Here is a 14,938-nt window from a genome sequence, read left to right on the forward strand (position 1 = left end):
AATCGAAGGTCAGGGCTGCCGGGCCGGTGCTCGCCGGCAAAGGGTCCCGGTCGGTCGCTCCGCATAGGAGACATTCGACATGACTGCGGGCCGAGCGCTGTATGGTCGTCGCGCCGAGTGCGAGGTGCTCGACCGGCTCTTGAGTGAGGTGAAGCAGGACAGGGGCGCTACTGTCGTGCTGCGCGGCGAGTCCGGCGTGGGCAAGACCGCGCTGCTGGACTATCTGGCAGAAGAAGCTTCGGCCCTGCGGACATACCGCGTATCGGGCGTAGAGTCGGAAATCGAGCTGGCGTACGCGAGCCTGCAGCAACTCTGCGCGCCGATGCTGGATCACCTGGACCGCCTGCCCGAACCGCAGCGTGATGCGCTCCGTGGAGCGTTCGGACTCGAGGAGAGGGCTCCTCCCGACCGGCTACTGGTCGGTCTGGCGACGCTGACCCTGCTGTCCGAAGTAGCCGCCGATCGACCGCTGCTCTGTCTCGTCGACGACTTCCAGTGGCTCGATCGGGCATCAGCGCAGGCCCTGGCCTTCGCCGCGCGGCGGCTGATGGCCGACCCGATCGGCCTGGTCTTCGCGGTACGCGTGCACGACGACGGCTACCAGCAGAACGACAGCGAGTACCGGCCCGGCGAGCTCGAGCTGGCGGGGCTGCCGGAACTGGTGGTCGGGGGTCTCGGCGACCGGGACGCGCGCTCACTGTTGGCATCGGTGGTGCCCGGACCGCTCGATGAGCGGGTGCGTGAGCGGATCCTCGCCGAAGCCCGCGGCAACCCGCTGGCCTTGCTGGAACTGCCAGGCGAGCCGACTCCGCCGGAACTGGCCGGAGGATACGACCTGCCCGGTGGCCGGCCGCCGATCAGCCGGGCCAGCCGGATCGAGCGGGGCTACCTGCGGCGCTTCGACGGCCTTGCCCCACAGACCCGACGGCTGCTGCTGGTGGCAGCCGCCGAACCCCTCGGCGATCCAGCGCTGCTGCGCCGTGCCGCATCCCGGCTGGGCCTGCCTGCCGACGCCGCGGCGCCCGCGGAAGCAGCCGGGTTGATCACGGTGGGCGCCTGGGTGCGCTTCGCCCACCCCCTGGTGCGCTCCGCCGTGTATCGCTCCGCCGCACCGGCCGAACGCCGACAGGTGCACCTGGCGCTGGCCGAGGCGACCGACCGTCTGACCGACCCCGACCGGCGTGCCTGGCACCTCGCGGCGGCGACGGCGGTGCCGGAGGAGTCGGTCGCCCAGGACCTGGAGCACTCGGCGCAGCGCGCCAAGTCCCGTGGTGGCGCCGCGGCCGCCGCCGCCTTCCTGCAACGGGCCGCCGAGCTCACCCCCGACCTGCGCCGTCGAGGAGAACGCGCCCTGGCCGCCGCGCAGGCCGCGGGCGAGGCAGGCGCTCCGGCCGCGGCCAAGGACCTGCTGGCCATGGCGCAGCTGAGTCCGCTTGACCGGCTGCAGCAGGCCCGGTGCGAACGCCTGGGTGCGCAGTTGGTGTTCTACCGCAGTCGTGGCAGCGACGCGCCGGACCTGCTGCTGCAGGCCGCGCAGCGACTCGCTCCACTGGACGCGGCGATGGCCCGGGAGACGTACCTTGAGGCGTTGCTGGCCGCGATGTGCGCCGGTGCCGGTCAGCCGCAACCCGAGGAAGGCGTGCGCGCCGTCGCCGCCGCAGCCCGGACGGTGCCGGTCGAACCGGGCTCGCAACAGGCCGCCGATCTTCTACTCGACGGGCTTTCGACGCAGTTCACGCAGGGATTCCCGCAGGCGGTGCCCACCCTGCGGCGGGCGTTGGAGGTCTCCGGCGCCGGCCCCACCGGCCTCACCCTGGTCTGCCTCGCCTGTTCGCTGGTGGCGATGGAGCTGTGGGAGGACACGGCGTGGCTGAACCTCCTGGAACGCGAAGTGCGGGTGGCCCGGCAAACGGGCACGCTGAGCATGCTCCCCGTGGCGCTGGACTATCTAGCCAGTTATCACATCCAGGCCGGGGACTTCACCGCCGCGGCCGCGTTCAACGACGAGTCCGTCGCGCTCGACGCCGCCATCCGAGTGTCACCCCCGCCGTACTCCCCGCTGATGCTGGCCGCCTGGCGGGGGGACCAGCAGGCCACTGCCCAGCTGACCCGGTTCGGCATCCAGGACGCGTCCCCCCGCGGCGAGGGCAGCGCTCTGGTGCTGACGGAATACGCCGCCGCGGTGCTGGACAACGGGCTGGGCCGTTACTCGTCGGCACTGGCGGCCGCCGAGCGCGCTATCACCGGGGACGTTCTCGTGGCCAGGTCGTGGACGCTGACGGAACTGGTGGAGGCCGCCGCGCGGGAAGGGCGGCGCGATGTCGGCGAACAAGCGCTGGAGCAGCTCGCGGAGCGAACGCAGGCAAGCGGCACGCAGTGGGCGTTGGGCAGCGAGGCCCGCTCGCGGGCGCTGCTGGGCGAAGGTCCGGCAGCCGAGGACCTCTACCGCGAGGCGATCGACCGGTTCGGGGACTGCCGCATGAACGCGCACCTGGCGCGGGCACATCTGGTGTACGGCGAATGGCTGCGCCGCGAGAACCGCCGACAGGACGCCCGCGAACACCTCCACCGCGCCCACGACATGCTCACGGCCATGGGCGCCGAAGCGTTCGGGGAACGCGCCCGAAACGAACTGCTCGCCACCGGCGAGACGGTCCGTAAGCGCTCGGCGGACACGGTTTCAGACCTCACGCCCCAGGAGGCCCTGATCGCCTCCCGCGCCCGCGACGGGCGCACCAACCATGAGATCGGAGCCGAGCTGTTCATCAGCCCCCGCACCGTCGAGTGGCACCTGCGCAAGGTCTTCACCAAGCTTGCCATCAGCTCCCGCAGGGACCTGCGCGCGGCCGCCCTCGACGCCAAGCTCGATGGCGCGTGGACACCTCCCCGATCCAGGCCATCTAGTTGATGGCTGGCTGGAACGGTGTGACCACACTGGGCGGGGAGGGTCGGATTTGCTGACCAGGGCCGGATGCATGGGTGTCGCCGAGACAGCCCACTGGCTGACGGGGTTCCAGCCGCGCTTGGACTTCAGCCCGTCGGCGGTCATCTCCCGCTCCGTACGCTGCAATGACGCAAAGGAACGGGGGTGGCCGGGAAAGTGGCCGCACACCATCTTCTTCCGTGGGCCGTGCGCGAACTGCCTTCGCCGTGGAACGACCTGACCCCGGAGCGGAAGCGGAGGCTGGAAGAACTCCCGCACACCGAAGCCAACGAGCGGGCAGCCCTGGACGCGCTGGCCGCTGCGCTGTCAGACATGCCGCCGGCGTCGCCCGGCGGCTGGAGCGACGAATCGTGGGAACTCTACTACCGGTTCCGCGCGGAATGCGGGCACCGGCTCGCGCAGGCAATGCCGGCAGCCGACCTGCTCACCCGGGAGGGCGTCACCGGCGTACTTCGCGAGTGGGCGGAGAACGCAGCCGGGTCCGTGCCGGACTGGTGGATCGAGGAGCAGACGGACAGGATCCCCGGGACATGGGCCCGCTTCGTCTTGTCGGGCTGGGCCTATGACGTGCTGTGGTGGTTGAGGCGGGAGCCGCAAGACGGGCGGCGCATCGCGGCGGTGGCCGAGCGCTGCATCCGAGCCGACCTGTCGGCTCAGGACGCGGTGAACCTGCTCCATGACCTCGGCGCGCCCCATGGCGAGAAGGCTCTGCTGCGCGTGGTGCGCGACGCCGGGGTTAGCGAACACCATCGCGCGTGGGCACGGGAGTGGCTCATCGCCATACGGCGGCCTGGCTACGACAGCCGCGGGCGGGACCAGGCGTACGGCGAGGAACCTCTGCTGCCTGCCGGTGTACGGGAGCTGCCCTACGCGTGGGGGTCCGGCTTCCAGTGGCCGTCGGGCCTGCCGGAGACCGAAGAGAACATCGCTCGCGCACGGGCGGTTCTGGAAGCATGCGTGCCCGCCGGACCGGTCGCGGAACCCGCCCCCGCCCCCTCATGGGACGGAGACGAGGACGAGGAGCCGCCCGCGTGGCTTGAAGTCCGTTCGGTCATGTCCGATCTGATGCCGTACGCGCGGCAGGTGACCCGCGAGCGCATGACCGAGGCGATGCGGGAGTGCGCGCTGCTAGGCATACCCGGCACTCCGCGGGACCCGGAGGGTGAGCAGGCGCAGCGGTTCGTCCGGCGGTGGGTGACGTGGATCAGCGCCTGGATCGCGGGTGAGGTCTTCACCTGGCTCGGCATGTACGTCGACTGCCACGTCGGTATCACCCCGTGGGCGATGGAACTCGCCGAGCGGTACGCGCGCCACGGCGTGGCCGTCGGGCAGGCCGTGGCGATGCTGCGCTGGCACGGCACCGTTGCCCGCAGCAGTGAGGCCCTCTCCCGTATCGCGGCCGACGATTCATTGCCACCACAGGTGCGGGAGTCAGCCCGAATAACCCTCTAACGCGGGGCGTCGCGGATGAAGACCAGGAGGCCGGTGGAGAACGCACGCAGTTCTCCACCGGCCGACAAACGCCGCACGGCGCAGAAAGCGCGTCACTAGGCGCGCATCACCGTGGCAATGGGAATGCGCGCCGCCCGGATCGCCGGAATCAGCCCGCCGAGCAGCCCGGCCACCAATCCGGCGACGATCCCCGCAACACCGGCCTGCCACGGAAACTCCATGTCCAGCGGGATCGGCGTACGTCCGCTGAGGATCGACCCGACGACCTTCAAGGCGAGAGAGGCGACCCCGATCGCCGCGGCGGCCGTGAACAAACCGGTCAGCAGCGTCTCCGCCAGGACGATCCCGGCCAGCAACGTCCGCGGGGTGCCCACCGCGCGCCGCAATGCGAACTCCTCGACCCGCTCGCCGACCGTCGCGAGGCCGACGTTGAGGATGCCGGCGACCCCGATGAGCAGTACCAGCCCGGCGATCCCGAGGAACACCAGCCGCACCAGCCGCAGCTGCTCCTCGATCGCCTTGCGGGCGTTGACCGGATCGGCGCGTAGCTGTTCGGCGGGCACACCCAGGCCGACCAGGCGGGCGCGCAACGTTTGCTCGACGGCGTACGCGTCCGGCGCGAGCAGCGTCTCCACCCCGCCCATCATGTCCAGCGACGAGGCCGGCACCCAGTTCAGCAGTTCATCGACCCGGGTGTACGCCGTCGGCATCGGCACGCCGTCGTCGACGACCCCGATGATCCGGGGCGTCGCGTTGGTGCTCACGCCGTAGATGCGCATTTCGGCCGGCACCTGATAGCGGGCGAAACCCTTGGCGGCCTCCAGGTTGACCACGATGCCCGGCGACAGTGACGGCACCTTCGTGAAGTCGAGCCACCGCCCGGACTTCATCCGGTAGGGCCGGAACGGCAGCACGTCTCCGGTCAGCGCGGAGAGCCGCAGCTCGATGGCCTGGCCGTTCGGCGTCTGCTCCGCCTGCTGCGCCTTGTCTACCGGCCTGCACCCCCGTTCGTCGCAGATCATTTCCGCGCCAGGCCCGCCGCCGTAGTAGTAGTCAGGTCCGCCGGCCTGCCGATCGAACGGAGCGCCGCCGGGGTTGACCGGGTTCACGCCCGGCTCGCCGATGGTCGCGCTGGTGCCGATGACGCCGACAGCATCGCTGCGGCCCTTCAGTGTCTCCAGCGCCGCCGCCATCGCGCCGGCCTTCTCTGGCGAGACATACATCATCCGGGTGCCGTCCTTGCCGACCTGCAGCTCGATGTCCGCGAGCGCCGCCTGGTTCGCGGCCTCCGCGCCTGCCTGCACGACCACCACCGCCAGCACGCCGAGGAACAAGCTCACGATCGACAGGAGGGTACGCGTCTTGCGTGCCCGGATGCCCTGGCCTCCGATGATCAGAGCCGACCGCAGCCGGCCGGACAGGCGGATCATGCGGCCACCTCCGCGGGCGCGTGTTCGTATTCGTCGACGTCGTGCAACGTGCCGTCTTCCAGCCGCAGGACTCGGCCCATCTTGCGGGCGTGGTCCCAGTCGTGCGTCACCAGGATCAGCGCCCGGCCCTGCCTAGTCGCCTCATGCAGCACATCGATAACCAGGTTGCCGGTCTCGGTGTCCAGTGCTCCGGTGGGCTCGTCGGCGAGCAGGATGCGCGGCTGGCGTACCAGCGCCCGCGCGACCGCGACCCGCTGCTGCTCGCCGCCGGACAGCTTCGCAGGCCGATGTTTGGCCAGATGCGCGATGCCGACCTGCTCCAACGCCGCCATCACCTTGGCGCGCCGCTGCCGCCGCGGCAGCCACCCCTGCCCGTTGACCAGCGCCATCGCCACGTTCTGCGCCGCGCTCAGATGCTTGAGGAGGAAGAACCGCTGAAAGACGAAGCCGAACTCGGCGCTGCGCAGCGCGGCCGCCTTGCGCTCCGGGATCCGCGAGATGTCCTGGCCGTCGATCCGGTACGCGCCGCCGTCAGGCCGGTCGAACAACCCCACGATACTGAGCAGCGTGCTCTTGCCCGACCCCGACCGGCCGAGCACCGCCACGCTCTGCCCGGCCTGCACCGTCAGGTCCACACCAGACAGAATCGTGCGCGGCTCCTGCTGACCCTTCAGCGTCTTCGTCACGCCGTCGAGCTCGATCAGCGGCGTCACTTGCTGATCACGCCCTCCGGACCCTTGTTCTCCGGCTGCGCTTGCGGTAGATCCGGTCCAGGCACCGCGATCTTCTCCTCGCCGGTGAGCCCCGACTTGATCTCGATGACCTTCCCGTCCGTCAGCCCCAGCACCACGTCCCGCGTCTCGCGGGTGCCGTCCGGGCGTACCACGTCAACCAGGCCCTTGCCCTGACCGCCCGCCACGGCCTCCACCGGAAGGACCAGCGCGTTGGCCGCCTTGGCGGTGATGACCTCCAGCGTCGCCGACGCGCCGTTGATCAGCGTGACCCCGGCCGGCGCGAGGCAGACCAGCCGCATGCCGGTCGCCTCCGACGGCTGCACGTTCTGCTGGGGTGCCTTCTGCACCGGAGGCGCCGGCGACGCGCTCGGATCCGGCGCCGGGGGAGCGGGCGGTTCTGGCAACGTCCCTGACGGCAACGCCGCGATCGTGCCCAGCACCTTGCACGCGAACGGCCCAGGGCCATTCGTGATCTGCGCGCGCACCGTCGTCAACGCCGCCGACAGCTTGTATGCCTGCGCACCGTCGATCTCGGCGACGATCGCATAACCCACATGCTTGGCCGACACGACCGGCATCCCCGCCTGCACCGTCGACCGGTCGTCGACCAGCCGCCCGGCGAACGCCGCCCCCGCCGGTACGGTCACGTGGTAGGCCTTGCCGCCCTTCCACACCGACGCGACCCGGGTCGCCTTCTTCGGCGTCGACGTCGGCGGCTGCACGTTCAGATAGCGGATCTGGCCCGACACCGGCGTGACCAGCCCGAACACCGGGTTGATGGCCACCTTGCCGGTCAAGCTCACCCGGTTGGTGAGCTCCTGCCGCGTGGGCTTCACGGTCGTCATCACTGTGCCCCGAGCCGCCAGACCCGGCGTCTCCGCCGGCGTCTGGTTGCCGGAACAGCCTGCGGCCGTTCCCGCCGCCACGACGGCAGCCATCAGGCAGATCAAAAGTCTCTTGCGCACCGGGTCCCCTCACTCGCGCATCCAGCCGGCCACCTAGCAGACGCCGCAACGCACCTCGGCGTTGCCTCAGCGTCCGGCCATGGCGCGCTGACCGTAACCGGGAACCCGTCATTCGCGCTGTCCCTGTCGTCACCCCCCGTCCGCACTAATTGTTGATCATAGGGTTGGTGCGTACCCCAGCGCCGAGCCAAGGGCCAGACCCTGACCGAGTCGACCCGCGAGCGCAGCCGCGCCGTCGCCTGATGTTCCCCGGGTTATCGGGGGGACCTCAGGGTGAGCCCCCTGGGCCTACGCCGCTAACGGTGTAAGCCGGTTGGCGAGATACCTTACGGCCGCGAACAGGCGTCCTTCGACGGCGTTGAGTGCGGGTCCCGTTTCGCGAAAGACCAGCTGGGCGGCGACACGGCAATATCCGCCGCCACCCAGGATGAGGATCATGGATCGGCAGGTCACCAGCCATCGTGATCATCTACTTAGGGTTCATGTAGCCCCGGAGACGCCAGACTTCAGCCCGGAGATGTTCTCCCTGTTCAATGCCGTTGTCGAGGCCGCGCTTCGGGGTGCGTTTGGGGCGGCTCGCCGAAGCGTGAGTGGACCTTGATTGCAGCGCGACCTCGCCAGCCTCGTCAGGGCACTTGCACCCCGGCCGGGATCTGCGCCCTGCAATGGGATCTTGAAAGTGGGGATGAGCTGGTCGCCCATGATGTGGATCTCGAAGACGTGGGTTTCGACTATCGCCTTGCGCTGGCTGGGGGCCAGCCGCATTGAGACGGATCGCTCGCAGGGCACTGAGCAGGTAAAACGAGGATCTTTCGGTGGAAGCACAACGGGCACTTCGCCGTGCCGGACGGGCCTGCGGTTGCGTCCCGGCGGCCGTAGCCAGCGAATACCCAGTGTGTGACGGTACGAAAACCATTCTTTGTGGAGGGAGATCGAGTGAGAGTCACACGCATCCTGGGCACCCTGGCGGCGGCCGTCGCGCTGGTGGCCGGTCCGGGCCTGGCCCAGCCGGCGTACGCGGCGACGGTCACCGTCAGCGGCACGGTCTCCTGCGAGTACGGGCGTGCCGTGGTCGGGGTCTGGGTTCAAGCGAACTCAGGCGGCAGCGGTTTCGCGAGCTGGAGCGCGACCCCGGGGCGGGCCAACGTGGCCAGCTATAGCCGGGCGGTGTCGTCCGGCACGGTGTCGCTGCACGTCGGTTGCGGTGGGACTGGCGGCGGTTGGTGGGGCGACAACTGGACCGGCGGCGTCAACGTCGGCGGCAACGCCACGCTCAACGCCCTGTGCTACGAGGCCGCGGGCACCGGCACGCGCTGCAACTGGCCCGCCCGCGGTGCGACCATCGACCGCAACTGGTTCGCAGCCGGCTACTGCACCTGGGGTGCGGCCGACATCTGGAGGTCGCGGACCGGCAATTACCCGGGCTGGAGCGGTAACGCCTTGGACTGGGACACGAATGCGGCGGCGAAGGGGTGGACCGTCGTGGACACCCCACGGGCCCGGTCCGTCGTGGTCATGGAGCCGGGCGCGACCACCAGCAGCCTGGGCCATGTCGGCTGGGTGAACCACTACTACGTCTCGGGCGGCACCGTGTATCTCAACATCACCGACATGAACTCCAGCGGGTTCGGGGTGTGGAGCACCTACGACCGCGCCTGGAAACCGGGGTATATGCGGTTCGTGTTGGCGCCGACGCCGTAGCGCGAAGGCCGGTGTGCCCCGGATCGCTGGGTCCGGGGCACACCGTTCACTCCCCAACCGACGGCCACCAGCAGCGGGGTTCTGGGCGACGGATTTACAGCCCGAGCGCAAGATGTCCGTTGAGCTGCAGTTGTCCGCGAGAATTTCACCGTTCCCCCGGACAATCCCCGGATCTTGCATGTCGAGGTCAGGCGGTGACCGGCGACTTGAGTCCGGCGGGGGATAGGGTCTGGTGGCCGCTGGCGGTCAGATACTGGTCGGTGTGCTGGGCGGCGTGGTAGCCGCTTTCGATGGCTCCGTCGATGGAGGAGCGCCACGAGACCGCGGAGTCGCCGCTGGCAAAGAAGAGCCGGCCTTCGGCAGTGCGCATCTCTGGCAGCACCTGCGTCAGCTGCCCTGGGCGGTAGATGCACCAGGTGCCGAGCGCGTACGGGTCGTTGCTCCAGTCCCATCCGTGGATGCTTTCCACTTCGACGCCGGGCAGCAGCGGCTGCAGCGCCTCCTGCATGCCGGCAGCGTCGTCGAAGCTGCTCATCGGCAGCCGTTTCGGGGTGGCGGCGAACACGATCAGCCAGGAGCCGTTCGTGTTGTGGTCGTAGGTCACCACCCAGTTGACCGGCTGAGCCTCCGGGGCCATGACGGCGACGTTGCCGATGTCGCCTTTCACGCGTACGTAGCACTTCATGCCAGCGCCTGCGTGCCGTTCGGCGGACGCGGTCCGTTTGATCTGCGACAGGGGCGGGTCGAACTCCACGGTGTTCAGCACGTTCATCGGGAGCGTGATCACGGCGGTCGGGGCGGTGATCGTGTCGCCGTTGGTGAGTTCGACACTGACCTGCTTGCCGTTCTGCGTGATCCGCCGCACGGGCGAGTTGAGGCGGATGTCGGCGAGTCTTGCCTGCGCGGCGATGGAGTCGATCAGCTCGCGTGTGCCCTTCACCAGCTTCGTGGCCGACAACGCGGCCAGCATCTGTTCGGCGCTCCACCCCGACAAGGCATAGAACCGGAAGAGCTCGGTCGCGGCAGCCTGATCGATCGGTCCGAACGCGGTCACGCAGCACATCCCCTCGACCCAGTCACGCAGCTTCGGCGCCACCTTTATGGTCTCCAGGTGCTGGCGCATCGATCGAGCGTCCATGTTCTGCGGGTCCGGACCCCACGTCCCGGTGTACGGCTCGGGGAACAGCGTCGTGCCGGGCGCGCAGTACTGGCCGAGCGCGTCGATTGCCCGGGCGACGTCGTCGTCGGACAGGTCCACCACGCGGCCGCCGGACACGACCGCTTGCCGCAGTCCTTCCAGCACCGGGAAGGTTTCGGTTTCCACCTCGTAGCGGTCGATCTCGGCCCAAACGTGTGGCTGCAGGGGGTGGACCCAGGTGCCGCCGAGTTCCATCGCATGCCCGTCGTGGTCCGACGTGTAGGTCCGGCCGCCCAGCCGGTCGCGCGCTTCGAGCAGCACCGATGTCCGCCCCCGCATCGTCAATTCGCGTGCAGCCGTCACCCCTGCGAATCCGCCGCCGATGATCACGACATCCGGACTCGACTCACTTGTCGCCACCGTCTTCTCCTTCTGAGTCTTCTCCTTCTGCGTTCAGCTGATCGCCACGCGTACGGAACCGGCCTCCTGCGCACACGCAGTAATGGCGGTCTGCCGGCCCAAACCCTCGACGGGGTGAACGCCCACCGCATTCGCGGTGACAAAGGCCCTGAAAGTGAAATCTTATCCAACCGACCGCTTCCTGGCAGGCTGTTGCGACAACACCCCGGCCGATCGGTTTGTACCTGAAGACGCCTACGTGACCAGCACCAAGTCGCCTGAGCAGGGTGGGTCGGAGCTGGTGTCAGTGTGAGGGCTCAGGCCCTGCTTGACCTAAGCGCCTCGGCTGACCGTCAAGCCCGGATTGCCAGCGAAGGGCGCAGGCGACTAGAAGATGTCAGCAGTACAACCGGCGCGAACGACCGCCAAGGGCTCTCCAGAACCGTGGCCCACAGCGGCCCCTACTCGGCTGCCGGCTGGAGGCTGCCGAGCACTAGAGCGCAGTCAGACGTCGAAACATGATTTCCTCCGGCTCCGCACAGCCGTTGAACTGGTGCTCCCGCAGGTGGGTGGATACTGTGCTGGGATCGTCGGGCAGGCCGAGTTGGGCCGCCACCTCCGTGACGGCTTTGCGCTCGTGCACGTAGACATTGCGTGGCAGGCCCGAGTCGGCTGGGCTGCTGCTGCGTCGACCGTGCCGGCACCGGTACGCGGCCCGGTTGTGCACCCAGTGATCGCGTTCCACCGGCGGGCCTCTGACCGGCCGAGTACATCGTCGGCTTCCGACAGCGGCGCGCGGTTGGTGCGCTGCCGGTTCCACGCCTGCCTGCCGGTGAAGCGATGGCCTCCAGCAGCAGCGCAGCTTGCGGCCGCTCGCTCCATTCCAAACGGTGTGAGCAGCCGATATCGAAGAACTCGGCGACAATCGTGCCGCGCCCGTCGATAAGATCCTCGGCGGAGTCACGCTTCCAGCGGGCGGACGACGAGCAAGCCCAGCAGATCTGGCCGCCTGGGATGGATAGAGTCGGCCATTGCGACAACTCCCTTCGGGAGAGCCCCGCTACGTTGAACAAATCATCCGTAATCTCTTCTGATACATGCAATACATCGGGAGGGTGGCAGGCAGAACCGGTAGGGCAGGATCGCCGGGCGAAAGAAACCGAGTTCTGCGCGGGTACTCCACTCGGCTAGTGTTCGCCGGTGGCAATGGGGCGGCGGACATATCGCGACGTGGACGGCGAGCGGGTTGAGGGCACGTGGCGGCACGTCTTCGTCCGCAACATGGACATGTACTTCCTCACCGACATGTTCATTTACGCGGATGGGGCCGTCGACTGCGGCACAGGCGGGCTCACCGACCTGGACGGCCTCCGTGAACAGCTGCGCTGCGGCCGTGTGGCGGTAAGCCTGGCCGAGGGGGGCCAGGTGTCGGCACACCATCTCGCCAGCTGGCGCTTCTCGGAACCGCAGTCGTGGGTTGACGCGGAGATGCTGGTGGGCGAGGTTGCCGACGACATCGACCGGCTCAACGGCCGGCCCGACTCCACCGGACGCTGCCTGCAGGCCGTCGACAGCTACCTCGCGGACATGGCGGAATCGGGCCGCCTGCTGATCCGCGAACACTACCTGGCCATTCCCGAGCATCTGCGCATCTATGCGCTCGGGGACATGGACTACAAGGACGGCCCTCTCCGGGCGTTGATCACCGACGTCGGTGCTCCGCTGTACGACGACCCGACCGGCCGGATCGCGACGGCCCAGACGCACGCCAACGCGATCGAGTACTTCCGGGAACGTGAGGTGGCCGCTGCGCGCTGGGAAGCCCGCGTGCCGGCTGACGGGCCGGAACGCTCACAAGCCGCTACGGTGACCATCCCGCAGACGGTTTACCCCAACGGGTGGCCGGACAAACCCGGGATTGAAGTCCTGCAAAACGACTATCCGACCGCCATCAATGTCCGTGGGCGAACCTATCCCACCGTCACACACGCCTACTGGGCGTTGTCGACCAATGACCCGCACTGGCGCGAGCGAATCGCGGCAGCGACGCGTGGCTTCGACGCGAAGAAGCTCGCCGAGGACGCTCCCCGCCACGACAGGTGGCCGGCTGCCCGGCTCGCCGTCATGGCAGAGCTGCTTCGCGCCAAGTACACCCAGAACGAGCTCGCCGCGGAGACGCTGAGAGCTACTGAAGACGCCAGGCTCATCTATGCCTGGTTCGACTCGGCGTACTGGGCCTCGGGCGGTAAGCACGGGACCAACTGGATCGGGCGATTGCTCGAGGTCGTCCGCGCGGAGCTCGCCGCTGCCGAACTGGGGCTCTCCGCGGCGAGGAGCACATGAGCACGCTCATCGCCAGTGAGCTGATGATGCTCGGGACCACCAACCCGCGGATCGGGATCGACTGGGCAGGCGTCCCAGCCGCCACCTGACCATCGACGGCGTGGCTGCGTACCAGATCGCGTATTCGTGCGGCACCTGCGGACTCGTCCTGCGCCACGAACCAGGCGCTTTGAGCGGACGGCTATCGGCAACCGACGTTCGAGATCGTTTCAACGCTGGGCTCGACCGACTCGACACGGACGTCATCGACGCGTTCGGCGCGCAGCTGCCACGCGGTGACTACCTGGTCATGCTGCTGGACGTGAAGCCGGTGCTCGTCGCACCCGGCTCAGCGGGTGACTACTTCTCCTTCGAGGTCCGGCAGGCTGGCGCAACGAGGAGTTCGAGTACTCCATCGACCCCGCCGACACGAGCTATTACCGGTTCGATCATCGTGGTGCCGACGACCATGACGAACTCTTCGCGTTCGCCGTCCCGATGGGTGACCCGACCGACTTGGACGCCGATGTTGCGGCACGGTATTCCCACGCGTCTGGCCGACCGACAGCCGTTGCCTTCGGGCTGCTCGACATCGAAGGTCCCTGGTTCAGGCGGGAGCGACACTGGGGCCTGTTCCACTTCCTGCTCGATGGACACCAAAAGACAGCAGCTGCAGCGGCTGACAACGCCCCGATCAGGCTGCTCACCTTCGTCTCGGCCGGCGAGTCGCTGGCTTCCGACGACGAACTGCTGCGCCTTCCGGAGACCATCCACGCCGACGGCCTAGGCAAGGCCGTCCGATGACAGCCGTCGACGCTTCAGCTGGAGCCGCTCAGCGCTGATCTCCCGATACGCCTGCTTCGCGCTGAAATCAACAAGCATGGCCGCATCGGAGATCACCGCCCGGTTGGGGATCGGGCCGGACGAAGCCGTTACCCGAAGCAACCGCCGCTCGGGGAACCGGCGATCGCCGCCACGCACTGCTGGCGGGTGGTCTGCCGACCGCCTGGCCCACACCCCCGATGAATCAACGCAATGCTGCACCAGACGTCCTCGTTCAGGCAGTCTCCTGCGAGGGCGGCGTCAGGCGCTTGCCCATACTGATGTCGTCGACATAGGTGCCGTCGATCAGGAACTCGTCGGTGTATCGGCCTTCTACGGTGTAGCCGTGCTGTTCGTAGAGCCGTATGGCGCCGGTGTTGGTCGCCAGGACGCGCAGTCCGACCTTCTTCGCGCCCTGTGCGCAGGCAAGGCGTTCGGCGGCCGAAAGCAGGGCTGAGGCGATACCCATGCGGCGGGCTTGCTCGGCTACCACCAGGTTCCACAGGCCGAAGACGTGAGCCCCTTCCGGGAACGGGGTCGTCTGGTGGGTGCTCACGAAGCCGACGATCTCGCCGCCGAGGGAGGCGACCAGGTGGGATTCGGGTTTCCTCCGGTCGTTGAAGTACGCCGTCCGCTCCTCGGCCCAGGTGGAGGGAAGCCCCGACCCGGCGGTCCACGCCGCGCGGTCGAGGGCGAGCAGCGCGGCGTCGTCGTCGGCCGTGGCGGGTCGCACCAGGGGCAGCCAGTCGACGGTGAGCTCGTCCTTGGTCGCGAATCGCAGCAGGTGGCCGGCGATGGTGTCCTCCACCGCCGCGACGGCGTCTGCCGCGCCGGCTTTGACGATCATGTCGAAGTGGGCGGTCGAGGCGACGAGCAGGCAGCTACCGAGGCTGAACCTGATGGAACCGCGTTCCTCGTGGAGTTCGGTGGGCACTTTGCGCCCCATGTGGGAGACCAGTTGCTTGAGGTAGCGGTGGGGGCGGTCGGTGACGACGCGTGCGGTCGTGTAGAGCATCTGATGCCTTTCCGGC

At 68.6% G+C, this 14,938-nt stretch carries 10 protein-coding genes; 5 read left to right on the forward strand and 5 right to left on the reverse strand.

Annotation, left to right across the window (positions count from 1 at the left end):
• Positions 1 to 79 precede the first annotated feature (79 nt).
• Both F9C41_RS18285 and F9C41_RS18290 read left to right on the forward strand, forming a co-directional pair.
• On the forward strand, positions 80 to 2,908 hold the full coding sequence (locus F9C41_RS18285; RefSeq protein ID WP_155388040.1) for a helix-turn-helix transcriptional regulator: 2,829 nt from the start codon (positions 80 to 82) through the stop codon (positions 2,906 to 2,908).
• Positions 2,909 to 3,088: 180 nt separating this feature from the next.
• A complete protein-coding gene (locus F9C41_RS18290) occupies positions 3,089 to 4,396 on the forward strand; it encodes a hypothetical protein (protein ID WP_155388041.1) in 1,308 nt (435 codons plus the stop codon).
• Between the two features lie 95 nt (positions 4,397 to 4,491).
• On the opposite strand, the gene F9C41_RS18295 is transcribed toward F9C41_RS18290, so the two are convergent.
• From F9C41_RS18295 to F9C41_RS18305, 3 genes are read right to left on the reverse strand one after another with little or no spacing between them, the layout of a single operon-like run.
• Positions 4,492 to 5,826, reverse strand: a complete 1,335-nt coding sequence (locus F9C41_RS18295; RefSeq protein ID WP_155388042.1) for an ABC transporter permease — start codon at positions 5,824 to 5,826, stop codon at positions 4,492 to 4,494.
• Positions 5,823 to 6,539: an ABC transporter ATP-binding protein gene (locus tag F9C41_RS18300; RefSeq protein WP_155388043.1), complete on the reverse strand. Its 717-nt coding sequence runs from the start codon at positions 6,537 to 6,539 to the stop codon at positions 5,823 to 5,825. The genes F9C41_RS18295 and F9C41_RS18300 overlap by 4 nt, the downstream gene beginning before the upstream one ends.
• Positions 6,536 to 7,498 (reverse strand): efflux RND transporter periplasmic adaptor subunit, encoded by a 963-nt coding sequence (locus F9C41_RS18305; RefSeq protein WP_155388044.1) that lies wholly within the window; start codon positions 7,496 to 7,498, stop codon positions 6,536 to 6,538. Before F9C41_RS18305 ends, F9C41_RS18300 begins: the two co-directional genes overlap by 4 nt.
• 963 nt (positions 7,499 to 8,461) lie before the next feature.
• On the opposite strand from F9C41_RS18305, the gene F9C41_RS18310 reads away from it, so the two are divergent.
• Positions 8,462 to 9,226 carry a CHAP domain-containing protein gene (locus F9C41_RS18310; RefSeq protein WP_155388045.1) on the forward strand — a complete coding sequence of 255 codons (765 nt, stop codon included), beginning with the start codon at positions 8,462 to 8,464 and terminating at the stop codon, positions 9,224 to 9,226.
• A 187-nt stretch (positions 9,227 to 9,413) separates the two neighbouring features.
• On the opposite strand, the gene F9C41_RS18315 is transcribed toward F9C41_RS18310, so the two are convergent.
• Positions 9,414 to 10,784 (reverse strand): flavin monoamine oxidase family protein, encoded by a 1,371-nt coding sequence (locus tag F9C41_RS18315; protein ID WP_155388046.1) that lies wholly within the window; start codon positions 10,782 to 10,784, stop codon positions 9,414 to 9,416.
• 1,185 nt (positions 10,785 to 11,969) lie between these two features.
• Here F9C41_RS18315 and F9C41_RS18320 point away from each other — a divergent pair.
• Entirely contained in the window at positions 11,970 to 13,106 is a 1,137-nt protein-coding gene (locus F9C41_RS18320) for an NADAR family protein (protein ID WP_155388277.1), read from the forward strand.
• A gap of 477 nt (positions 13,107 to 13,583) precedes the next feature.
• The gene (locus tag F9C41_RS41340) at positions 13,584 to 13,889 is read left to right on the forward strand and encodes a hypothetical protein (RefSeq protein ID WP_230689724.1); all 306 of its coding nucleotides are present in this window, start codon (positions 13,584 to 13,586) and stop codon (positions 13,887 to 13,889) included.
• Between the two features lie 253 nt (positions 13,890 to 14,142).
• On the opposite strand, the gene F9C41_RS18330 is transcribed toward F9C41_RS41340, so the two are convergent.
• Positions 14,143 to 14,922 carry a GNAT family N-acetyltransferase gene (locus tag F9C41_RS18330; RefSeq protein WP_230689725.1) on the reverse strand — a complete coding sequence of 260 codons (780 nt, stop codon included), beginning with the start codon at positions 14,920 to 14,922 and terminating at the stop codon, positions 14,143 to 14,145.
• Positions 14,923 to 14,938: the final 16 nt, after the last annotated feature.

The organism is Catellatospora paridis (assembly GCF_009720365.1).
GTDB lineage: Bacteria > Actinomycetota > Actinomycetes > Mycobacteriales > Micromonosporaceae > Catellatospora > Catellatospora paridis.